Annotated in this window: 16 protein-coding genes; 10 read left to right on the forward strand and 6 right to left on the reverse strand. The window is 72.9% G+C overall.

Features of this window, described 5'->3' with window-relative positions:
* Positions 1-60 precede the first annotated feature (60 nt).
* The 4 genes from ABZZ38_RS24645 to speB form a co-directional block, all read right to left on the reverse strand.
* A complete protein-coding gene (locus ABZZ38_RS24645; protein WP_356743631.1) occupies positions 61-3795 on the reverse strand; it encodes an ABC transporter ATP-binding protein in 3735 nt (1244 codons plus the stop codon).
* Between the two features lie 67 nt (positions 3796-3862).
* Complete coding sequence (locus ABZZ38_RS24650; RefSeq protein ID WP_356743703.1) at positions 3863-4747, reverse strand: serine hydrolase; 885 nt, start codon at positions 4745-4747, stop codon at positions 3863-3865.
* Between the two features lie 204 nt (positions 4748-4951).
* On the reverse strand, positions 4952-6652 hold the full coding sequence (locus ABZZ38_RS24655; protein ID WP_356743634.1) for a thiamine pyrophosphate-binding protein: 1701 nt from the start codon (positions 6650-6652) through the stop codon (positions 4952-4954).
* A 73-nt stretch (positions 6653-6725) separates the two neighbouring features.
* Positions 6726-7721: an agmatinase gene (gene speB / locus ABZZ38_RS24660; protein ID WP_356743637.1), complete on the reverse strand. Its 996-nt coding sequence runs from the start codon at positions 7719-7721 to the stop codon at positions 6726-6728.
* Positions 7722-7937: 216 nt separating this feature from the next.
* Here speB and ABZZ38_RS24665 point away from each other — a divergent pair, with 216 nt between their 5' ends.
* From ABZZ38_RS24665 to ABZZ38_RS24680, 4 genes are all read left to right on the forward strand, one after another.
* Positions 7938-9377: a PucR family transcriptional regulator ligand-binding domain-containing protein gene (locus ABZZ38_RS24665; RefSeq protein WP_356743639.1), complete on the forward strand. Its 1440-nt coding sequence runs from the start codon at positions 7938-7940 to the stop codon at positions 9375-9377.
* 117 nt (positions 9378-9494) lie between these two features.
* Positions 9495-10652, forward strand: a complete 1158-nt coding sequence (locus ABZZ38_RS24670; protein ID WP_356743641.1) for an acyl-CoA dehydrogenase family protein — start codon at positions 9495-9497, stop codon at positions 10650-10652.
* Positions 10653-10657: 5 nt separating this feature from the next.
* Positions 10658-11521 carry an acyl-CoA thioesterase II gene (locus ABZZ38_RS24675; protein ID WP_356743643.1) on the forward strand — a complete coding sequence of 288 codons (864 nt, stop codon included), beginning with the start codon at positions 10658-10660 and terminating at the stop codon, positions 11519-11521.
* Positions 11522-11798: 277 nt separating this feature from the next.
* Positions 11799-12140, forward strand: a complete 342-nt coding sequence (locus ABZZ38_RS24680) for a hypothetical protein (RefSeq protein WP_356743645.1) — start codon at positions 11799-11801, stop codon at positions 12138-12140.
* On the opposite strand, the gene ABZZ38_RS24685 is transcribed toward ABZZ38_RS24680, so the two are convergent.
* On the reverse strand, positions 12092-12859 hold the full coding sequence (locus tag ABZZ38_RS24685) for a phosphatase (RefSeq protein ID WP_356743647.1): 768 nt from the start codon (positions 12857-12859) through the stop codon (positions 12092-12094). The two genes, ABZZ38_RS24680 and ABZZ38_RS24685, sit on opposite strands and share 49 nt — an antisense overlap.
* A 58-nt stretch (positions 12860-12917) precedes the next feature.
* Positions 12918-13523: a TetR/AcrR family transcriptional regulator gene (locus tag ABZZ38_RS24690; protein ID WP_356743649.1), complete on the reverse strand. Its 606-nt coding sequence runs from the start codon at positions 13521-13523 to the stop codon at positions 12918-12920.
* An 81-nt stretch (positions 13524-13604) separates the two neighbouring features.
* Between ABZZ38_RS24690 and ABZZ38_RS24695 the strand changes: the two genes are divergently transcribed.
* The 6 genes from ABZZ38_RS24695 to ABZZ38_RS24720 all read left to right on the forward strand — a co-directional run bounded on the left by ABZZ38_RS24695 (position 13605) and on the right by ABZZ38_RS24720 (position 22187).
* Complete coding sequence (locus tag ABZZ38_RS24695) at positions 13605-15221, forward strand: carboxyl transferase domain-containing protein (protein ID WP_356743651.1); 1617 nt, start codon at positions 13605-13607, stop codon at positions 15219-15221.
* A 20-nt stretch (positions 15222-15241) separates the two neighbouring features.
* Positions 15242-17185 (forward strand): acetyl/propionyl/methylcrotonyl-CoA carboxylase subunit alpha, encoded by a 1944-nt coding sequence (locus tag ABZZ38_RS24700; RefSeq protein ID WP_356743705.1) that lies wholly within the window; start codon positions 15242-15244, stop codon positions 17183-17185.
* A 77-nt stretch (positions 17186-17262) separates the two neighbouring features.
* The gene (locus ABZZ38_RS24705; protein WP_356743707.1) at positions 17263-18195 is read left to right on the forward strand and encodes a hydroxymethylglutaryl-CoA lyase; all 933 of its coding nucleotides are present in this window, start codon (positions 17263-17265) and stop codon (positions 18193-18195) included.
* 3 nt (positions 18196-18198) lie between these two features.
* Complete coding sequence (locus tag ABZZ38_RS24710; protein WP_356743653.1) at positions 18199-19359, forward strand: acyl-CoA dehydrogenase family protein; 1161 nt, start codon at positions 18199-18201, stop codon at positions 19357-19359.
* A gap of 924 nt (positions 19360-20283) precedes the next feature.
* Positions 20284-21324 carry an ABC transporter substrate-binding protein gene (locus ABZZ38_RS24715; RefSeq protein WP_356743655.1) on the forward strand — a complete coding sequence of 347 codons (1041 nt, stop codon included), beginning with the start codon at positions 20284-20286 and terminating at the stop codon, positions 21322-21324.
* A 5-nt stretch (positions 21325-21329) separates the two neighbouring features.
* Positions 21330-22187, forward strand: coding sequence for a siderophore-interacting protein (locus ABZZ38_RS24720; RefSeq protein ID WP_356743657.1), 858 nt, complete (start codon positions 21330-21332; stop codon positions 22185-22187).
* The last annotated feature ends 78 nt before the right edge of the window (positions 22188-22265 follow it).

Below are 22265 nucleotides of genomic sequence, written 5' to 3' on the forward strand. Positions count from 1 at the left end.
CGTGTGTACGACGCCGGAGGGCGCTGGATGGTTGCCCTCGCCACGGCCCGGACCGCCCGCTCACGCCGTCGCCGGGGCCTCCACGTCGCCCACGAAGGTGCGCCACAGCTCCGCGTACCGCCCGCCGCGCGCCAGCAGCTCGTCGTGCGTGCCGTCCTCGGTGACGCGGCCGTGGTCCATGACGACGACCCGGTCCGCCCGGGCCGCCGTGGTCAGGCGGTGGGCGACCACCAGGGTCGTACGGCGGCCGGCCAGGCGGTCCGTCGCGGCGTTGACCTGCGCCTCCGTCGCCAGGTCCAGCGCCGCCGTCGCCTCGTCGAGCAGCAGGACGTCCGGCGCGACCAGCTCGGCCCGCGCCAGGGCGATCAGCTGGCGCTGGCCCGCCGACAGGTTGCGGCCCCGCTCGGCGACCTCGTGCAGGTAGCCGCCGTCGAGCGTGGCGATCATCTCGTGGGCGCCGACCGCCCGGGCCGCCGCCTCCACCTCGGCGTCGCTCGCTTCGGGCCGCCCGTACGCGATGGCGTCGCGGACCGTGCCCGGGAAGAGGTACGCCTCCTGGGGCACGACCCCGAGGCGGTGCCGGTACGCCGTGAGGTCGAGGTCGCGCAGGTCCGTGCCGTCGACGGTGACGCGGCCGGACGTCGGGTCGTAGAACCGGGCGACCAGCTTGACGAGCGTCGACTTGCCGGCGCCGGTCTCCCCGACGAACGCGACGGTCTGGCCGGCCGGGACGCGCAGGTCGACACCGGTGAGGGCCTCCTCCTTCTCCCCGTCGGCGGAGGCGTAGGTGAAGGAGACGTTCTCGAAGGCGATCTCGCCCCGCAGGCGGCCGAGGTCGCGGGGCCGGGGCGCGGAGACCGTCGACGCCGGCTCCCGCAGCAGCTCCTGCATCCGGCCGAGCGACACCGCCGCCTGCTGGTAGCCGTCGAAGACCTGCGACAGCTGCTGCACGGGCGCGAAGAACAGGTCGATGTAGAGCAGGTACGCGACGAGGGCCCCGGTCGTCAGCGTCCCGGCCTCCACCCGCCCCGCGCCCACGATGAGCACCGCGGCGGCGGCCACCGACGACAGGAACTGGACGAACGGGAAGTACACCGAGATCAGCCACTGGCCGCGCACCCGGGCCGACCGGTACGCGGAGCTGCGTCCGGCGAACCGCTCCGCTCCCGACCGCTCACGGCCGAACGCCTGGACGATCCGCAGCCCGGCCACCGACTCCTGGAGGTCGGCGTTGACGACGCTGATCCGCTCCCGCGCCAGCTCGTACGCCTTGACGCTGGAGCGCCGGAAGAACACCGTGCCGATCGCGAGCACGGGCAGCGTCGCGAACACGACCAGCGCCAGCTGCACGTCGATGACGACGAGCGCGACCATGATGCCGAAGAAGGTGACCACGGACACGAAGGCGGTGACGAGCCCGGTCTGGAGGAACGTGGACAGGGCGTCGACGTCCGTCGTCATCCGGGTCATGATCCGCCCGGTGAGCTCCCGCTCGTAGTAGTCGAGCCCGAGCCGCTGGAGCTGCGCGAAGATCTTCAGGCGCAGCGCGTACAGCACCCGCTCGCCGGTCCGTCCGGTCATCCGGATCTCACCGGTCTGCGCCGCCCACTGCACCACCACGGTCAGCAGCGCCAGCGCCGACGCGACCCACACAGCGCCGAGCGCTGCCTGCTCCACGCCCTCGTCGATGCCGTGCCGGATCAGGATGGGCAGCAGCAGGCCGGCGCCCGCGTCGGCCGCGACGAGCGCCAGGCTGACCAGCAGGGGCAGTCCGAAGCCGCGCAGCAGCCTGCGCAGCCCGTAGGTCTCCTCGGGCCGCACGGCCTGGGCCTCGTCGATGTCCGGGACGTCGGTCGCGGGGGGCAGCGCCTCGACCTGCGCGAGCAGCTCGGGTGTGGCGCCGGGGGTGTCGGACTCGCCCGCGCTGTCCGCGTCGCGTTGCCACAGGGCGGGGGTGATGCCGCGTTCCGCGTCGAACTCGGCGTCTAGCTCCTCGCGGACCGTGACGTCCTCGTGGGGCGCGGCGGCGGGGACGGCGTGACCGGGTGAGACACCGCCCAGCTCGTCGGGGTCGGTCAGCAGACGCCGGTAGAGCGCGGAGCGCTGCTGGAGCTCGTCGTGGGTGCCGATGTCGGACAGCCGTCCGTCGTCGAGGACGGCGATGCGGTCGGCGAGGTTCAGGGTGGAGCGGCGATGGGCGATGAGCAGGGTGGTGCGCCCGGCCATGACCGACCGCAGCGCCTCGTGGATCTCGTGCTCCACGCGCGCGTCGACGGCGGAGGTCGCGTCGTCGAGGAGCAGCAGGCGCGGGTCGGCGAGGATCGCGCGGGCGAGCGCGATGCGCTGGCGCTGGCCGCCGGAGAGGGTCAGGCCGTGCTCGCCGACCGTGGTGTCGTACCCGTCGGGGAGGTCCGTGATGAAGCCGTCGGCCTGGGCGGCGCGGGCGGCGGCGAGGATCTCCTCGTCCGTCGCGTCGGGCCTGCCGTAGGCGATGTTGGCGCGGACGGTGTCGGAGAAGAGGAAGCTGTCCTCGGGTACGAGCCCGATGGCGGCGCGCAGGGACTCCAGGGTCAGCTCGCGGACGTCGTGCCCGCCCACCAGGACCGCGCCGTGCGTGACGTCGTAGAAGCGCGGCAGCAGCAGGGAGACGGTGGACTTGCCGCTGCCGGACGCGCCGACGACGGCGACGGTCTCGCCGGGCCGGATCTCCAGCGAGAAGCCGTCCAGGACGGGCCGGTCGTCGTCGTACGCGAAGGACACGTCGTCGAACTCGACGCTGGCGGGGGCGTCCGCGGGCAGCTCCTTGGTGCCGTCCTTGATCACCGGCTCGGTGTCGATGAGGTCCAGGACGCGCTCCACGCCGGCCCGGGCCTGCTGGCCGACGGTGAGGACCATGGCCAGCATCCGGACCGGCCCGACGAGCTGGGCGAGGTACGTGGAGAAGGCGACGAACGTACCGAGGGTGATCTCGCCGCGGGTGGCCAACCAGCCGCCGACGGCCAGCATCGCGACCTGTCCGAGGGCGGGCACCACCTGGAGTGCGGGGGTGTAGCGCGCGTTGAGCTTGATGGTGCGCAGGCGGCCCGCGAAGAGTTTGCGGCTCGCCTCGCGCAGCTTGCCGGTCTCCTGCTCCTCCTGCCCGAAGCCCTTGACCACGCGGACGCCGGAGACGGCGCCGTCGACGACGCCCGCGACCTGACCGGCCTGGGCCTGGGCGTACCAGGTGGCGGGGTGCAGGCGGGTGCGGCTGCGCTTGGCGATGAACCACAGGGCGGGGGCGACGGCGAGCGCGACGAGCGTCAGGGGCAGCGACAGCCACGCCATGATGACGAGGGAGATGAGGAAGAGGAGGAAGTTCCCGATGGTCATCGGGAGCATGAAGAGAAGGCCCTGGATGAGCTGGAGGTCGCTGGTGGCGCGTCCGACGACCTGCCCGGTGGACAGCTCGTCCTGCCGCCGCCCGTCGAGGCGGGTGATCGTCCCGTACATGTCGGTGCGCAGGTCGTGCTGGACGTCGAGCGCGAGGCGTCCGCCGTAGTAGCGGCGTATGTACGTCAGGACGTAGACGACGACCGCGGCGGCGATGAGGAGCCCGGTCCACACGGCGAGGGACCGGGTTCCGGCACCGATGACGTCGTCGATGACGACCTTGGTGATGAGCGGGACGACGGCCATGACGGCCATCCCCCCGAGGGACGAACCGAGGGCGAGCAGGACGTTGCGCCGGTACCGCCAGGCATAACCGGCGAGCCGCCGTGCCCACCCCTCGTGTCGCGCCGCCTCTGCCGCCGTCACCGGTGCCTCCCGTTGGTCGTTTCCGCCGGAAGCAGCAACGTCCCTGCACGCGGTTTTCATTCCACGGTTACGTGGCGGGGTGGGCGGGGCCGGTCTCGGGCAGCGGCGGGATCACCTCCTGCGGGACGGCGGGCGGCGTGAACGTCCGGCCCGTGCTGTACGTCGTCGGGTTGAGGTCGCGGTGCACGGCGCGGGCGACGGCCTGGATGGTGTTGACGCCGTCGGTCATCGTCTTGTTGTCGTGGGTGAGCACGGTGATCGAGTAGTTCGCGGTGTTGCTGGTGAAGACGCCGGTGCTGTGGACGCGCCAGCCGTGGGTGGCGCGCGACAGCCAGCCGTTCTTGACGTGGACGGTCATGCCGGCGGGCGCGCCGGCCGGGGTCCCCCAGCGCTGCGAGGAGACGACCCGCTGCATGAGGCTCCGGATGTACGTGCGGGAGGTCTCGGTCAGGACGGTGCTCGGAGCGGCGACCAGGGTGAGCAGCTTGCGCTGGTCACGGGCGGTTATCTGGGTGAGGCCCCAGTAGCCGCCGGAGCCGGGCACGGTCTGGGTCATCCCGGCCGCCTGGAGGAACGCCTTCACCTTGGCGACGCCGAGCTGCTTCCACAGGGTGCTGGTGGAGGCGTTGTCCGACTTGGTGATCATGGCGGTGGTCAGGTCGACCTCGCGCTGGGTCAGCCGGCGCTTCTGCTTGTCCGCGTCCCACAGCAGCGTCGCGAGCACGGTCGTCTTGACGATGCTCGCCGAGTCGAACGCCTGCGTCGCGCGCAGCTCGCAGTGCGTGTTGGTCCTGCGGTCGTACACGGCGACGGCCGTCATGGACGACCGGCCGTTGAGCGCCGCCGCGATGTCCTGGGACAGCTTGGCGGCCAGTCCGGTCTTGGCGGAGGTGCACGTGACGGCCGGCGCGGCGGTCGCGGGCGTGGCCGTGGCGGCGGTGGGCAGCAGCACCCCGAGGGCGAGGGCCGCGCCGAGCGCGCCGCGTCTGTGGCGGTGTAGGGAAGTCACGCTCTTCCAGACCGGTGAGGGGCCGGAAGGTTGTACGCCCAAGCCCGTGCGCAGAAGCACGGGTCACCGTCACGCGGCACGTCACCCGCGCGGAGAAGCACGGGTCACCGTCACGCGGCACGTGACCCGTGCTTCCCTACGGTCGTGTCAGCGCCCGTCGGTGTCCGTGAGGTGGGTCGGTGCGAACATCCGCAGCAGCGCCGGGAGCACCACCACCGACGGACCGGGGGTGGCGAGGCTCTTGGCGAGGTCGTCGCGCAGGTCCTGCGGGGTGGTGCGGACCGCCGGGACGCCGAAGGACTCGGCGAGGGCGACGAAGTCGGGGCGGGCCAGTTCGGTGCCGGTGGCCTCGCCGAAGGCGTCCGTCATGTACTCGCGCAGGATGCCGTAGCCGCCGTCGTCGACGATGAGCCAGGTGACGTCGAGGCCGTACTGCTTCGCCGTGGCGAGTTCGGCGAGCGAGTACATCGCGCCGCCGTCGCCGGAGACGGCCAGCACCGGCGTGGTGGGGTCGGCCGTGGCGGCGCCGAGCGCCGCGGGGAAGCCGTAGCCGAGGCCGCCCGCGCCCTGGGCGGAGTGCATGGTGTTGGGGCGGCGCGGGTCGAACGCCGACCAGGCCCAGTAGGCCAGGATCGTCATGTCCCAGAAGCTGGGCGCGTCGTCCGGCAGGGCGTCGCGCACGGCGGCGAGGACCTGGCGTTCCAGGGTCAGGTCCTGGGCGGCGAGCCGTTCTCCCACCTTCGCCAGCACCGTACGGACGCGGTCGGCGGCGTGTGCGTCCGGCCTGGCGTCCACGGTCTCCAGGAGCGCGGACAGCGCGAGGCGCGCGTCGGCGTGGATGCCGAGGGCGGGGTGGTTGGACTCCAGCTTGCCGAGGTCGGCCTCGATCTGGATGACCCGGCCGCGCGGCGTGAAGGTGTGGTAGTTCGAGGAGAGTTCACCGAGCCCCGAGCCGACGACCAGCAGGACGTCCGCGTCCTCCAGGAAGTCCGTCATGTGCCGGTCCTCCAGCCAGGACTGGAGGGACAGCGGGTGTTCCCAGGGGAAGGCGCCCTTGCCGCCGAAGGTGGTCACGACCGGGGCCTGGACGCGCTCCGCCAGGGCGCGGAGTTTGCCGGACGCGTCGGAGCGTACGACGCCGCCGCCCGCGATGATCGCGGGGCGCTCGGCGCCGGACAGCAGGTAGGCCGCGAGGGCGGTCAGCTCGGGGCGGGGCGGCAGCTCGTCCGGCGTGGCGTCCATGGCCGTGACGGCCGGCAGCGCGGCCGGGGCGAGCAGCACGTCCTGCGGGATCTCGACCCAGACGGGCCCGTGGGGCGCGGTCAGCGCGGACTGCCAGGCCGCGGCGACGGCGGAAGGGATCTGCGACTGCGTACGGACGGTGTGCACGGACTTGACGACGTCGCGGAAGGAGGCCTGCTGGTCGCGCAGTTCGTGGAGGTAGCCGTGGCGTCCGCCGCCGAGCCCCGCGGCCGGGACCTGGCTGCCGATGGCGAGGACGGGCGCGCTGGCGGCGGCGGCCTCCTGGAGCGCGGCGAGCGACATCAGCGCGCCGGGTCCGGTGGACAGCAGGAGCGGCGCCGCCTCGCCGGTGATCCGGCCGTACGCGTCGGCGGCGAACCCCGCGTTGTTCTCGACGCGCAGGCCGACGTACCGGAGCGACGAGCGGCGCAGCGCGTCGAACATGCCGAGCGCGTGCTGGCCGGGCAGCCCGAAGACCGTGGTGGCGCCGAGCCCGGCCAGGGTCTCGACGACGAGGTCGCCGCCGGTGCGGCCGGGCGGGGGGTTGAGCGCGGCCTCGGTCTGGGCGGCGGTGGGCCGCAGCACCAGGTCGTGGTCGTGGGTCATGGGGCGTCCCTTCCGTCGCGCCGTACCGCCGGGCCCGGCGCCGGGGGGAGGGCGCCGGACCCGGCGGCCGGGGTCACTTCGCGGCCTGCTCCGCGCCGGTGGCGCGGCCCGCCGCGATCTGCCGGGACATGATGGTGGTCAGCTCGTACGCGGTGTGGGAGGCGGCGACCGAGGTGATCTCCGCGTGGTCGTACGCCGGGGCGACCTCGACGACGTCGGCGGAGACGAGGTTGCAGGACGCCAGGCCGCGCAGGATCTCCAGCAGTTCGCGGGAGGTCATGCCGCCCGCCTCGGGGGTGCCGGTACCGGGCGCGTGGGCCGGGTCGAGGCAGTCGATGTCGATGGAGATGTACAGCGGGCGGTCGCCGATGCGCTGGCGCAGCTGGTCGGCGATCTCGTCGGCACCGCGGCGGTAGACGTCGGCGGAGGTGACGATGCCGAAGCCCATCTTCTCGTCGTCGGTCAGGTCCTGCTTGCCGTACAGCGGGCCGCGGGTGCCGACGTGGGAGAGCGCCTCGGTGTCGAGGATGCCCTCCTCGACGGCCCGGCGGAACGGGGTGCCGTGCGTGTACTCGGCGCCGAAGTAGGTGTCCCAGGTGTCGAGGTGGGCGTCGAAGTGGAGCAGGGCGACGGGGCCGTGCTTCTTCGCCACCGAGCGCAGCAGGGGCAGCGCGATGGTGTGGTCGCCGCCGAGGGTCATGATGCGGGCACCGGTGTTCAGCAGGTCGTCGGCGGCGGCCTCGACGGTCTCCACGGCCTCGTTGATGTTGAACGGGTTGACGGCGATGTCGCCGCCGTCCGCGACCTGCGCGAGCGCGAACGGCGAGGCGTCCTGCGCCGGGTTGTAGGGGCGCAGGAGGCGGGACGCCTCACGGATGGCGTTGCCGCCGAAGCGGGCGCCGGGCCGGTAGGACACACCCGAGTCGAAGGGCACGCCGATGACGGCGACGTCGGCGGTGCCGACCTCGTCGAGCCGCGGCAACCGCGCGAACGTCGCGGGTCCGGCGTACCGCGGGACGCGGGACGAGTCGATGGGGCCGCGCGGCGTCCCGTTGTCGTTGCTGCTCATGACCAACTGCCTTCTTCCGTACTTATCTGCCGTATCGGCTCTTATGACTTTAACCGCGGGCCGGGACGGCCCCGGTCGCCGTCGGTCCGGGGATGGCGCAGCCCCCCGCGGCCGCCGGCCGGCGCACGTCGGGCCGACACGACAGTAGGTGGCCGGGCGGAAAGGCTGAAGTGTACGTTTCCTCCATCCAAGGCCCTATGGATGGAGGAAACGTCCATGCCGGATCCCTCGCCACCCGGACCCGCCGCACCATTGCCGCCGCCCGGCGGCCCCGCCACCCCGCCCGGTCCCGCCATCCCGCTCGCGGCGCTCCTCGCGCGCGAGGAGCTGGGGCTGCGCCTGATCACCGGGCCGTCCGAGGCGGACATCCACTGGGTGCACACCTCCGAGATGGCCGACCCCTACCCCTATCTGCTCGGCGGCGAGCTGCTGATGACGGCGGGCGTGCAGCTCACCGACCCCGCGCGGTACGTCGCGCGGGTCGTCGCCGCGGGGGCGGCGGCGCTCGGCTTCGGGGTGACGCCGGTGTACGACACGGTGCCGGAGGAGCTGGTGGCGGCCTGTGCGCGGCATGGGCTGCCGCTGCTGGAGGTGCCGCCGAGGACGCCGTTCACGGCGGTGGGCCGGGCGGTGTGGCGGCTCATGGCGCAGGCCCGCCACCACGAGCTGCGGCGCGTCACGGAGGCGCAGCAGTCGCTCGCGACCGCCGCCGCCCGGCCCGACCCGGTGCCCGCCGTGCTGCACGCGCTGGCGTCACGGCTGGCGGGGCGGGCCGCGCTGTACGCGCCGGACGGCACCGAGTACGCGGCGGCGGGCCGCTCCGTGGCGCCGGAGGCCCGGTCCGCCCTGTCCCACCTGGTCCAGGTCATCGGGGCGGGCGCCCGCCCCGCCTCCGCCACCGACACGGTGGCCGGCGTCCACCTCGCCGCGTACGCCCTCGGCGACACCCGGCGCCTGACGCTCGGTCTCGCCGCCGCGCGCCGGGAGCCGGGCGACCACACCATCGCGGGCGTCGCGGTGGTCCTCCTGTCGCTGCTGACCGCCCCGCACCAGGGCGCCGACGAGGCCGCCCGCTCCACGGCCCTGGTCCGCCTCCTGCTGGGCGCCGCCCCGGCCGAGGTGACCCCGCTGCTGGGCGAGGCCCCGTGGACGGTGGTCCACGCGCGCGGTGAAGGCCCCCCGCCGCCCCTGGGCACCCCTCTGATGTCGGCGGAGGACGGCACCGTACGGGCGCTTCTCCCGGCCGGCCGGGACCTCGCCCCGCACCCGGGCTGGACGCTCGGGGTCAGCGCTCCGGCCGGCCCCGGGGACCTGGGCGCGGCCGATCTCCAGGCGGCCCGCGCCCTGCGCCGCGCCTTGGCGACGGGCGCTCCCCTGGTCCGGCACCGTCCGGCCGGCCTCGGCGCGCTGGTCGATCCGGAGGAGGCCGCCGCGCACGCCGGGACCCTGCTCGGGCCGCTCACCGAGCCCCTGCGGGAGACGCTGCGCACGTGGCTGTCCCTGCACGGCAGCTGGGACCGCACGGCGACGGCCCTGGGCGTGCACCGCAACACGGTCCGCCAGCGGATCGCGCGGTGCGCGGCACTGCTGGGCATGGACCTGGACGACGCGGAGGCGCGCATGGAGCTGTGGTTCGCGCTGCGGTGGTCACCGTGATGGTTGTGACACGAACGACCCTGGACAGCGTCCGTGACCGCCGGGTAACTTCGTGGGCAAGACCCTGAGCAAGCGCTTAGCCAGACCGTACCCAGCGACGACCACGAGGAGGCGTCCGTGCGCCGGACCGTATTCAACGAGGACCACGAGGCGTTCCGGGAGACCATCCGCGCCTTCATCGAGGCCGAGGTCGTCCCCGTCTACGACGAGTGGTTCGCCGCGGGCCAGGCGCCGCGCGACTTCTACCACAAGCTGGGCGAGCTGGGCGTCTTCGGCATCAACGTCCCCGAGGAGTTCGGCGGCGCGGGCCTGGACACGCACAAGTTCGAGGCCGTGCTGTACGAGGAGACCGCGCGCGCGGGCGTCCAGTTCGGCGGCTCCGGCGTGCACGTGCTGCTCGCCCTGCCGTACCTCAAGATGCTCGCCACCGACGAGCAGAAGAAGCGCTACCTGCCGAAGTTCGTCTCCGGCGAGGAGATGTGGGCGCTGGCGATGACCGAGCCTGGCACCGGCTCCGACGTCGCGGGCATGAAGACCACCGCCAAGCTCTCCGAGGACGGCACGCACTACGTCCTCAACGGCGCCAAGACCTTCATCACCGGTGGTGTGCACGCCGACCGTGTGATCGTGTGCGCCCGCACCTCCGCCCCCTCCGCCGAGGACCGCCGCTTCGGCATCTCCCTCTTCGCGGTGGACACCAAGTCCGAGGGCTACTCCATCGGCCGCAAGCTGGACAAGCTCGGCCTGCGCACCTCCGACACCGCCGAGCTGGCGTTCGTCGACGTCAAGGTGCCGGTCGAGGACCTGCTCGGCGAGGAGGGCAAGGGCTTCTCCTACCTCGGCCACAACCTGGCCTCCGAGCGCTGGGGCATCGCCTTCGGCGCGTACGCGCAGGCCAAGGCCGCGATCCGGTTCGCCCAGCAGTACGTCACGGACCGCACGGTCTTCGGCAAGCCGGTCGCGCACTTCCAGAACACCAAGTTCGAGCTGGCCGCCTGCCAGGCCGAGGTCGACGCCGCCCAGGCGGTCGCCGACCGCGCCCTGGAGGCCCTGGACGCGGGCGAGCTGACCCCGGCCGAGGCCGCCAGCGCCAAGCTCTTCTGCACCGAGGTCGCCCACCGCGTCATCGACCGCTGCCTCCAGCTGCACGGCGGCTACGGCTACATGAACGAGTACCCGATCGCCCGCCTGTACGCGGACAACCGCGTCAACCGCATCTACGGCGGTACCAGCGAGATCATGAAGACCATCATCGCCAAGTCGATGGGCCTGTAAGCCAGGTGACCCAAGCGCTCGACGACCTGCTCGATCTGCTCGACCTGGAGCGGATCGAGCAGGACATCTTCCGGGGCCGGTCCCGCTCCGCCCTCGTCCCCCGCGTCTTCGGCGGCCAGGTGGCCGCCCAGGCGCTGGTGGCGGCCGGCCGGACCGTCCCCGAAAACCGGCTCGCCCACTCCCTCCACGCGTACTTCCTGCGCCCCGGGGACCCCGGCGCGCCGATCGTGTACACCGTGGACCGGATCCGCGACGGCCGCTCCTTCACCACCCGCCGGGTCGTCGCCGTCCAGCACGGGCAGCCGATCTTCCACCTCTCCGCGTCCTTCCAGACGTACGAGGAGGGCCTGGAGCACCAGGCGGGGATGCCGCCGGCGCCCGACCCGGAGGCCCTGCCGACGGCCGCCGAGACGCTGCCCCGCCACCTGCCGGCCGATGTCGCGGAGCGGCTGATCGAGGCCCGGGCGGCGGTGGACCTGCGCTACGCCGACGTCCCGCCGTGGGGCAGCGTCGGCGAGCCGCGCGAGCCCCGCTCCCAGGTGTGGTTCCGCACGAACGGCAAGCTGGCCGACGACCCCCTGCTCCACGTCTGCCTGGCGACGTACGTGTCGGACATGACGCTGCTCGACTCGGTGCTCCTCGCCCACGGGCGGGGCGGCTGGGCGGTCGGTGACGTCGTCGGCGCGTCGCTGGACCACGCGATGTGGTTCCACCGGCCCTTCCGGGCCGACGAATGGCTCCTGTACGACCAGGAGTCCCCCTCCGCCTCGGGCGGCCGGGGCCTGGGCCAGGCCCGTATCTACACGCGGGACGGGCAGCTGGCGATCTCGGTCATCCAGGAGGGTGTGGTCCGCGTTCCGCGCGGATGAGACGTCTTCCCGTGGCGGGCCGTGTTGTTGACGGCCCGCCAGGGGCTCGACGGGCACGGGTGTGATCGTCCACGCCGTGCACCGTGGATGAGGTATCGGGGAACAGTCCTCGCCCTGGCGGGCGGGCCGCCGGGCACGGCGGGCACGCTCATCGGCCGGCATCCGGCCACCCGCGTCGAGAGCCGGCGCCACCAGTGGGAGCGGGCCGGCCGCGGAGCGCGCCGAGCGCGAGGCGGCCATCGTCGGCTTCCTGGGCTCCGCGCAGCGCATCGAGCTGGTGCCGGACAGCAGGGAGCCGGGGCCGCCGGTCGGCGACGGCACCGACGAGGAGGCCCTGCACGCCCTGTGGCTCGCGAAGAAGGCCGTGGAGCCGGCCTGCTCGTACGAGACGGCGCAGGCCGCCCAGGCGGAGGCCGAAGCGCTGCACGCGCGCGTGCGCGAGGGCACGCGCGGCGGCGCCCTGCCAAGAGGGAACGGCGGCACGCCTTCATGGAGGCGGCGCGGGGCGAGCCGGCCGACCTCGGCCCCCGGGCCCGGCGCCGCCGGACCCCGGGTCCCTGAGCGCGCCGGTCAGAGCAGTCCGGCCGCGTCCAGCAGGTACTCCGTCATGGGCTCGTAGTACCGCGGGTCCACCACGTGGTCGTCCAGCGGGATCGTCACCTGCATGGTGCCCTCGGCCTCACCGATGAAGAGCGCCGGGTCGTTGCAGTCGGCGTACCCGAGGGAGTCGATCCCGCGCTGACCGGCGCGGCCCGCCCAGCCGTGGTCGGCGACCACCAGGTCCGGCTGGGTGTCCAGGTGGTCGAGGATGGCGTTCATCGGCTCCGGCGAGTGGGTGTGCCAGAGGCTCGCGCCGCGCTCGAAGACGGCGACGTCCGCGAACTGGACGACGTACCCCTCGTCGGCGGTGAGCCCGCCGGGGATGCGCACGATGTCGCACCCGGCGGCGCGCAGCGCGGCGGCGGTACGGCTGTGCACGTCGAGCAGCGCGCCGGGGTGACCGGTCGCGAACAGCACCCGCTGCCCGCCGGCGGCGGCCTTGCGCAGCCGGGCGGCCATCCGGTCCAGGCCGTCGACGGTGAGCTCGGGGTCGATGGTGTCCTGTCCGGCCCGGTGCTCCGGGTCGTCGTTCACCCCGCACCGCTCGGCCATGACGGCGAGCACGTCCTGCTCGTCGGTCCAGCGGTCACCCAGCTCCAGGCCCAGCCAGTAGTGGCGGTCGCCGTTCGCCAGCTTGCGGTAGTGGGAGAGGTTGTTGTCGCGGGGCGTGGCGACGTCTCCGGCGATGCGGGTGCGGACGAGGTGCTCGACGAGGGCGGCGCGGCTGGGTATCGGCATGGGCCCCATTCTGCCGTCCGCCCCCGCCCGGGGCCGCTCCATTCCGTTTCGTGGACGGTTACGCGGGTGACCCCAGGGCGCCGAACGCGCCGTGGGCCAGACGGCGTAGCAGCTCCTCCGTCGCCGTACGGGCCGACCGGCCGTCGTCCGCGGTCGCGGGCGCGAGGTGCGGGGTGGAATTCAGCAGCCCGAACACCGCGTGGACGGCCGCCCTGGCCTGCGTCTCCGTCTGCCCGGGGTACAGGCGGCGCACCACGTCCACCCACAGCTCGACGTACTGGCGCTGGAGCTGCCGCACCCGCTTGCGGTCGGCGTCGCGCAGGCGGTCCAGCTCCCGGTCGTGCAGGGTGATCAGCGGACGGTCGTCGAGCGCGAAGTCGATGTGGCCGTCGATGAGGGAGCCGAGCAGGGCCTCGGGGTGGCCGTCCGCCTCCGCCACGCGGCGCCGCCCGCCGTCGAGCAGGCGTTCGCTGATGCCGATCAGCAGCTCCGCCAGCATCGCGTCCTTGCCCGGGAAGTGGCGGTACAGGCCGGGGCCGCTGATGCCGACCGCGGCCCCTATCTCGTCGACGCCCACGCCGTGGAAGCCGCGCTCGGCGAAGAGGCGGGCGGCCTCCTTGAGGATCTGCTCGCGGCGTGTCGGGGCGTCGGTCCTGGTGCTCATGGGATTGATTCTAGACAACGCGGTTAGCGCTCGTTAACCTGATGGAAACGCGTTAACGCTCATTAACCTGGGGGCGACACGATGCAACAGGCACCGGTGCTGACGAGCGCGGCGGATCCCGCGTCCGCGGCCTGGCAGGCCAACGAGGCCGCGCACCACGAGCTGGCCGACGGGCTGCGCGCCCGGCTCGCCGCCGTGCGGCTGGGGGGCGGTGAGAAGGCCCGCGCCCGGCACACCGCCCGGGGGAAGCTGCTGCCCCGCGACCGGGTCGACACGCTCCTCGACCCCGGCTCGCCCTTCCTGGAGCTCGCCCCGCTCGCGGCCGAGGGCATGTACGACGGGCAGGCACCGGCCGCCGGCGTGATCGCCGGGATCGGGCGGGTCAGCGGCCGGGAGGTCGTGGTCGTCGCGAACGACGCGACCGTCAAGGGCGGCACGTACTACCCGATGACCGTCAAGAAGCACCTGCGCGCCCAGGAGGTGGCCCTGGAGAACCGGCTGCCGTGCGTGTACCTGGTCGACTCGGGCGGCGCGTTCCTGCCCATGCAGGACGAGGTCTTCCCCGACCGCGACCACTTCGGGCGCATCTTCTACAACCAGGCCCGGCTGTCCGGCGCCGGGATCCCGCAGATCGCGGCGGTGCTGGGCTCCTGCACGGCGGGCGGGGCGTACGTGCCCGCGATGAGCGACGAGGCCGTGATCGTACGGAACCAGGGCACGATCTTCCTGGGCGGCCCGCCCCTCGTGAAGGCGGCGACCGGTGAGGTCGTCACCGCCGAGGAGCTCGGCGGCGGCGAGGTCCACTCCCGGACGTCCGGCGTGACCGACCACCTCGCCGAGGACGACGCGCACGCGCTGCGGATCGTGCGGAACATCGTCTCGACCCTCCCCGCGCGCGGACCGCTCCCCTGGACGGTGGAGCCCGCCGAGGAGCCGAAGGTCGACCCGGCGGGGCTGTACGGCGCGGTGCCGGTCGACTCCCGCACCCCGTACGACGTACGGGAAGTGATCGCCCGGATCGTCGACGCCTCCCGGTTCGCGGAGTTCAAGGCGGAGTTCGGGCAGACCCTGGTCACCGGCTTCGCCCGCGTCCACGGTCACCCGGTCGGGATCGTCGCCAACAACGGCATCCTGTTCTCCGAATCCGCCCAGAAGGGCGCCCACTTCATCGAACTGTGCGACCAGCGCGGCATCCCGCTGCTGTTCCTCCAGAACATCTCGGGCTTCATGGTCGGGCGGGACTACGAAGCGGGCGGCATCGCCAAGCACGGCGCCAAGATGGTCACCGCCGTCGCCTGCACGCGCGTGCCGAAGCTGACGGTCGTCATCGGCGGGTCGTACGGCGCGGGCAACTACTCCATGTGCGGCCGGGCGTACTCCCCCCGCTTCCTGTGGATGTGGCCCAACGCGAAGATCTCCGTGATGGGCGGCGAGCAGGCCGCGTCCGTCCTCGCCACGGTCAAGCGCGACCAGATGGAGGCGCGCGGCGAGACCTGGCCTGCCGAGGACGAGGAAACGTTCAAGGACCCGATCCGCGCGCAGTACGAGCGGCAGGGGAACGCCTACTACGCGACGGCCCGGCTGTGGGACGACGGCGTGATCGACCCGCTGGAGACCCGCCAGGTGCTGGGTCTGGCCCTGACCGCTTGTGCCAACGCCCCGCTGGGTGAGCCCGGCTTCGGCGTCTTCCGGATGTGAGGGACCTCAAGACGATGACGATGTTCGACACGGTTCTGGTGGCCAACCGGGGCGAGATCGCGGTCCGCGTCATCCGTACGCTGCGGGCCCTGGGCATCCGCTCGGTGGCCGTCTTCAGCGACGCGGACGCCGGTGCCCGCCATGTACGGGAGGCGGACACGGCGGTACGGATCGGGCCGCCGGCCGCCGCCGAGAGCTACCTGCGCGTGGACCGGCTGCTGGAGGCCGCGAAGCGGACCGGCGCGCAGGCGGTCCACCCGGGGTACGGCTTCCTCGCGGAGAACGCCGTCTTCGCGCAGGCGTGCGAGGAGGCGGGGCTGGTCTTCATCGGGCCGCCCGCCTCGGCGATCTCCCTGATGGGCGACAAGATCCGGGCGAAGGAGACCGTGAAGGCGGCCGGCGTGCCGGTCGTGCCCGGCTCCTCGGGCAGCGGGTTGTCCGACGACGAACTGGCGGCGGCGGCCCGCGAGATCGGCATGCCGGTGCTGCTGAAGCCCTCGGCGGGCGGCGGCGGCAAGGGCATGCGGCTCACCCGGGTCGAGTCGGCGCTGCTGGAGGAGATCGCGGCGGCGCGGCGCGAGGCGCGGGCGTCGTTCGGCGACGACACGCTGCTGGTGGAGCGGTGGATCGACCGGCCCCGCCACATCGAGATCCAGGTCCTGGCGGACGGGCACGGCAACGTCGTGCACCTCGGCGAGCGCGAGTGCTCGCTCCAGCGCCGCCACCAGAAGATCATCGAGGAGGCGCCGAGCGTCCTGCTGGACGCGGACACGCGCGCGGCGATGGGCGAGGCGGCGGTGCAGGCGGCCCGCTCCTGCGGCTACCGGGGCGCGGGGACGGTCGAGTTCATCGTCCCGGGCGGTGACCCTTCCTCCTACTACTTCATGGAGATGAACACCCGCCTCCAGGTCGAGCACCCGGTCACCGAGCTCATCACCGGCCTGGACCTGGTGGAGTGGCAGCTGCGGGTCGCCGCCGGAGAGCCCCTCGGGTTCACCCAGGACGACATCACGCTGAGCGGGCACGCGATCGAGGCCCGTATCTGCGCCGAGGACCCCTCCCGGGGGTTCCTCCCGTCGGGCGGCACGGTCCTGGCGCTGAACGAGCCGCAGGGCGCGGGGGTACGGACCGACTCGGGGCTGAGCGAGGGCACGGAGGTGTCCAGCCTGTACGACCCGATGCTCGCGAAGGTCATCGTGCACGCCGAGGACCGCCCCACGGCGCTGCGCAAGCTGCGCGCGGCCCTCGCGGACACCGTCACCCTCGGCGTGCCCACCAACGCCGGTTTCCTGCGCCGGCTGCTCGCCCACCCGGACGTCGTCACGGGCGACCTGGACACCGGTCTGGTGGAGCGGGACGTGGACGGCCTGATCCCGGCCGGGGTGCCGGACGAGGTGTACGAAGCCGCCGCGGCCGTACGGGAGGCCCGGCTGCGGCCCCGCCCGGACGCCGGCGGCTGGACGGACCCGTTCTCGGTGCCCAGCGGCTGGCGGCTCGGCGGCGAACCGGCGCCGCTGACGCACTGGCTGCGCGTACCGGGTCTCGAACCCGTTGCTCACCGGGCCGGAGCCGGTGCGCACGCGCACGTGACCGAGGACCGGGTCACCGTCACCGTGGACGGCGTCACCCACACCTTCCACCGCGCCGGGACCTGGCTCGGCCGCGACGGGGACAGCTGGAACGTCCTCGACCACGACCCCGTCGAGGCGTCGCTGAGCCGTACCGCGCACTCCGGGGCCGACGCCCTCACCGCGCCCATGCCCGGCACCGTCACCGTCGTCAAGGTGGCCGTCGGGGACGAGGTGGTCGCCGGCCAGGGGCTCCTCGTCGTCGAGGCGATGAAGATGGAACACGTCATCTCCGCCCCGCACGACGGCACCGTCGCCGAGCTGGACGTCACTCCCGGCACCACCGTCGCCATGGACCAGGTCCTGGCCGTGGTCGCCCCGAAGGAGGAGGAATGACCACCGGACCCACCGAACCGACCGAGCCGACCGAACCGACCGGACTGACCGGACCGACCGGACCCACCGGGCTGCCCATGGTCGTGCCCGCGTCCGGGCTGCCGGCGCGCGTGCGGATCCATGAAGTCGGGCCCCGCGACGGCCTCCAGAACGAACAGGGCACCGTCCCGACCGAGGTGAAGGCCGAGTTCATCCGGCGCCTCGCCGGCGCCGGGCTGTCGACGATCGAGGCCACCAGCTTCGTCCACCCGAAGTGGGTGCCCCAACTCGCCGACGCCGAACAGCTCTTCCCCCTGGTCCGGGACGTACCCGCCAGGCTCCCGGTCCTCGTGCCGAACGAGCGCGGGCTGGACCGGGCGCTGGCGCTCGGGGCGCGCGAGGTGGCCGTGTTCGCGAGCGCCACCGAGTCGTTCGCGAAGGCCAACCTGAACCGCACGGTCGACGAGGCGCTCGCCATGTTCGCCCCGGTCGTCACCCGCGCCATAGAGCACGGCCTGGCCGTGCGCGGCTACCTGTCCATGTGCTTCGGCGACCCCTGGGAAGGCGCCGTCCCCATCGACCGGGTCGTCCGCGTCTCCCGGCGCCTGATGGACATGGGCTGCGACGAACTGAGCCTGGGCGACACCATCGGCGTGGCCACCCCCGGCCACGTGCAGCGGCTCCTGGCCGCCCTGGACGACGCCGGGATCCCCGCCCGCGCCCTCGCCGTCCACTTCCATGACACCTACGGCCAGGCCCTCGCCAACACCCTCGCCGCGCTCCAGTACGGCGTGACCACGATCGACGCCTCCGCGGGCGGCCTCGGCGGCTGCCCGTACGCCAAGTCCGCCACGGGCAACCTCGCCACCGAAGACCTCGTGTGGATGCTCCACGGCCTCGGCATCGAGACCGGAGTCGACCTCGGCCGGCTCACCGCCACCAGCGTGTGGCTCGCCGGGCACCTGGGCCGTCCCAGCCCGTCCCGCACCGTCCGCGCCCTCGCCGGCGCGACCTCCCACAAGGAGTCCTGAGTCATGCCCCTGGACCACCGGCTCTCACCGGAGCACGAGGAACTGCGCCGCACCGTCGAGGAGTTCGCCCACGAGGTCGTCGCTCCGAAGATCGGCGACTTCTACGAACGCCACGAGTTCCCGTACGAGATCGTGCGGGAGATGGGGCGGATGGGCCTGTTCGGCCTGCCCTTCCCCGAGGAGTACGGCGGCATGGGCGGCGACTACCTCGCCCTCGGCATCGCCCTGGAAGAGCTGGCGCGGGTGGACTCGTCCGTGGCCATCACCCTGGAGGCGGGCGTCTCGCTCGGCGCGATGCCGATCCACCGCTTCGGCACCGAGGAGCAGAAGCGGGAGTGGCTGCCGCGCCTGTGCAGCGGCGAACTGCTGGGCGCGTTCGGGCTGACCGAGCCGGAGTGCGGCTCGGACGCGGGCGGTACGAGGACGACGGCCGTGCGGGACGGTGACGAGTGGGTCATCAACGGCTCCAAGTGCTTCATCACCAACTCGGGTACCGACATCACGGGTCTGGTCACGGTCACCGCCGTCACGGGCCGCAAGGACGACGGGCGCCCGCTGATCTCGTCCATCATCGTGCCGTCCGGCACCCCCGGCTTCACCGTGGCCGCGCCGTACTCCAAGGTCGGCTGGAACGCCTCGGACACCCGTGAGCTCTCCTTCTCCGACGTCCGCGTCCCGGCCGCGAACCTGCTCGGCGAGGAGGGGCGCGGGTACGCCCAGTTCCTGCGCATCCTCGACGAGGGCCGCATCGCCATCTCGGCGCTCGCGACCGGGCTCGCCCAGGGGTGCGTGGACGAGTCGGTCAAGTACGCCAAGGAGCGGCACGCCTTCGGGCGGCCGATCGGGGACAACCAGGCCATCCAGTTCAAGATCGCGGACATGGAGATGCGGGCGCACATGGCCCGGATCGGCTGGCGTGACGCGGCGTCACGACTGGTGAGCGGTGAGCCGTTCAAGAAGGAGGCGGCGGTGGCGAAGCTGTACTCGTCGACGGTCGCCGTCGACAACGCGCGCGAGGCGACGCAGATCCACGGCGGGTACGGCTTCATGAACGAGTATCCGGTGGCCCGGATGTGGCGGGACTCCAAGATCCTGGAGATCGGCGAGGGCACGAGCGAGGTGCAGCGCATGCTGATCGCAAGGGAGTTGGGCCTCTCCGCCTGACCCGGGGCGCCCCGGGGCGGGCGTGCTGGGTTCGTTGCCGCGCCTCGGGGCGGGCGTGCTGGGTTCGTTGCCGTCTCCCGGGGTGCGGCTGCCGTCGGTGGGTGGGGCGCGGGTCCCCTCCGGGCTCGACTCTCCCCCAGAGGGGCACCCCCAACGGGCCCGGCGGCTCTGGGCCCTTGCATTGATTGCCGTGTCCTGGCCGCCGGCCCGCTGCGGGGACGGCCCGCACGGCCCACCCCGATGCCGTCCGCCGAGTGCGGGTTGTGACCCCTGCGGCGCGGCTGACGCGTGCGGGGGTGTGGGGTCATCCCCACCCTCACGTCCCGGTGGTGGGGCGGCTGATGTGGGTGGTCGCCGGGGGCGCGGCGCGAATCTGCCGCGTCCGTCCTCCCCCCGTCAGGGGGCCTGGGGCATCGCCCCGAGTTCGGGGGGCGGGGTGGGGGACTGACCACCACCCAGCCCACCGCGGCGCGAAGCTGCCGCGTCCGGGGTGTGGGGCCTCAGCCCCACACATCCCTCCCCCCGTCGGGAGGCCTGGGGGCATCGCCCCCGGTTTCGGGAAGGGGCGGGGTGGGGGACTGACCACCACCCAGCCCACCGCGGCGGGAAGCTGCCGCGTCCGGGGTGTGGGGCGTCAACCCCACATCCGTCCCCCCGTCAGGGGGCCTGGGGGCATCGCCCCCGGTTTCGGGAAGGGGCGGGGTGGGGGACTGAACCACCGCCCGCCACACCGCACCGCGCGCGGGCGTCGGCCCCGCATCCGTCACCCCGTCACCCCGTCAGGGGCCACGGCCCCGTTAGGGCACCGTCACACCGGGCCGGGCGCAATTGCCAGGGGCACCCTCTGGACAAGTCCTGAGGTTAGGCTAACCTACCCTCGAACTTGCCCAGCCGATCACCGGCTCGTACGAAAGCGATCCCGCCATGCCCAGCAACGCCCGAGCCACCCACCTTTCCCGTCGCGGTCTGCTCGCCGCGGGCGGCGCCCTCGGGCTCGGCGCCGCGCTCGTCGCGTGTGGCGGCGGCAAGGAGGAGAAGGGCTCCGGCTCCGCCGGGGAGAAGCCGTTCACCTTCAAGGACGACCGCGGGCAGACCGTCGAGCTGAAGTCCACCCCGAAGAACATCGTCGCCTTCACCGGTACCGCCGCCTCGCTCCACGACTTCGGCGTGAAGGTCAAGGGCGTCTTCGGCCCGACGTACGTCGAGGACCCGAAGACCAAGGAGCGGACGCCCGACGTCCAGGCCGGTGACCTGGACATCAAGAAGGTCGCGGTGATCGGCAACACGTGGGGCGAGTTCAAGATCGAGGAGTACCTGAAGCTGGAGCCCGAGCTGCTCATCACCGACATGTGGGAGAAGGACCAGCTCTGGTACGTCCCCGAGGAGCAGAAGGCCAAGATCCTGAAGATCGCGCCGAGCGTCGCCCTGTGGGCGTCCGACGCCTCGATGCCCAAGGTGCTCCAGCGTCACGTGGACCTCGCCCAGGCCCTCGGGGCCGACGTCAAGGCGAAGAGGATCCTCGACGACAAGGCCCGTTTCGAGAAGGCGGCCGAGCGGCTGCGCAGGGCGGCCAAGGCCAAGCCGGAGATCAAGGTCCTGATCGGCTCCGCAGCCGCCGACCTCTTCTACGTCTCCACCCCGGCCCGCCCGAGCGACACGCTGTACTTCAAGGAGCTCGGCGTCAACCTCGTCACGCCCACCAAGCTGGACCAGGGCGGCTGGTTCGAGAGCCTCAGCTGGGAGAACGTCGCCAAGTACAAGGCCGACATCATCCTGCTGGACAACCGTTCCTCCGCGCTGCAGCCCGAGGCCCTCAAGGCGAAGCCGACCTGGGGTCAGCTGCCCGCCGTCAAGGCCGGCCAGGTCGTGCCGCGCGTGACGGAGCCCGTCTACTCGTACGGCAAGTGCGCCCCGATCCTCGAGGACCTCGCCAAGGCGATCGAGAACGCCAAGAAGGTGGCCTGACCTCGATGACGACAGCCGAGACCGTCCCGTTCCGCTTCTTCGCCCTCCGGGTCGACCGGACGAGGCGGCTCGGCCCGTCGCTGGTCCGGGTCACCTTCACGGGAGCCACGGACGAGGAGCTGAAAGGTTTCGCCTCCGGCGGCCGGGACCAGTCCCTCTCCCTGTTCCTCCCGCACCCGGGTCAGCCCGAGCCGGTCATGCCGCCGCTCGACGGCGACGACCTGTACGCCGCGCTCGGTGCCTGGCGGGCCATGCCGGACGACGTACGGGCCGTCATGCGCTCGTACACCGTGCGGGAGCAGCGCCACGACCCGGATGAGGTCGACATCGACTTCGCCCTGCACGAGGACGGCGGCCCGGCCTGCCGCTGGGCCCAGCAGGCCGCCAAGGGCGACCGGGTCGTCGTGCTCGGCCCGGCGGTCGCGGACAACACCGGTGTGCGGTTCCGGCTGCCGGACGACGCCGACGAGGTGCTGATCTGGGGTGACGAGACGGCGTTGCCCGCCGCCTCGTCCATCCTTCAGTCGCTGCCGGCCGGCACCAGGGCACGGGTGTGGCTCGACGTCCCGTACGCGGCCGACCGGATGGAGCTCGCGACCGAGGCGGACGCGACCGTCACCTGGCTGGTCCGGGAGGAGGGCGCGCCCGCCGCCGTCGACGCCGTGCGCGCCGCGGAGCTGTCCGGGTCGTCCCCGTACGCCTGGATCGCCGGTGAGTCGGGGTCGGTGAAGGCGCTGCGCCGCCATCTGGTGAATGAGCGCCGGATCGACCGTCGCCGTGTGACGTTCGTCGGCTACTGGCGCAAAGGCCTGAGTGAGGACGCCCTGCGCGAGGCGCCGGACACCTCCGACGACGACGTCTGACCGCGTACCCCAACCGCTGTGCCCCAAGGGGGGCGTGGGGTCGTTGCGATGTGAATTAAGGTTAGGCTAGCCTAAGTT

The sequence above is a fragment of the Streptomyces sp. NPDC006368 genome (assembly GCF_040612535.1).
Lineage (GTDB): Bacteria > Actinomycetota > Actinomycetes > Streptomycetales > Streptomycetaceae > Streptomyces.

Bases quoted from the DNA above. Each gene is read 5' to 3' on its own strand.
- ABZZ38_RS24655 (WP_356743634.1), bottom strand. From the start codon at position 6,652: ATGACCCACGACCACGACCTGGTGCTGCGGCCCACCGCCGCCCAGACC.
- speB (WP_356743637.1), bottom strand. From the start codon at position 7,721: ATGAGCAGCAACGACAACGGGACGCCGCGCGGCCCCATCGACTCGTCC.
- ABZZ38_RS24665 (WP_356743639.1), top strand. From the start codon at position 7,938: ATGCCGGATCCCTCGCCACCCGGACCCGCCGCACCATTGCCGCCGCCC.
- ABZZ38_RS24685 (WP_356743647.1), bottom strand. From the start codon at position 12,859: ATGCCGATACCCAGCCGCGCCGCCCTCGTCGAGCACCTCGTCCGCACC.
- ABZZ38_RS24690 (WP_356743649.1), bottom strand. From the start codon at position 13,523: ATGAGCACCAGGACCGACGCCCCGACACGCCGCGAGCAGATCCTCAAG.
- ABZZ38_RS24695 (WP_356743651.1), top strand. From the start codon at position 13,605: ATGCAACAGGCACCGGTGCTGACGAGCGCGGCGGATCCCGCGTCCGCG.
- ABZZ38_RS24700 (WP_356743705.1), top strand. From the start codon at position 15,242: ATGTTCGACACGGTTCTGGTGGCCAACCGGGGCGAGATCGCGGTCCGC.
- ABZZ38_RS24705 (WP_356743707.1), top strand. From the start codon at position 17,263: ATGGTCGTGCCCGCGTCCGGGCTGCCGGCGCGCGTGCGGATCCATGAA.
- ABZZ38_RS24710 (WP_356743653.1), top strand. From the start codon at position 18,199: ATGCCCCTGGACCACCGGCTCTCACCGGAGCACGAGGAACTGCGCCGC.
- ABZZ38_RS24715 (WP_356743655.1), top strand. From the start codon at position 20,284: ATGCCCAGCAACGCCCGAGCCACCCACCTTTCCCGTCGCGGTCTGCTC.
- ABZZ38_RS24720 (WP_356743657.1), top strand. From the start codon at position 21,330: ATGACGACAGCCGAGACCGTCCCGTTCCGCTTCTTCGCCCTCCGGGTC.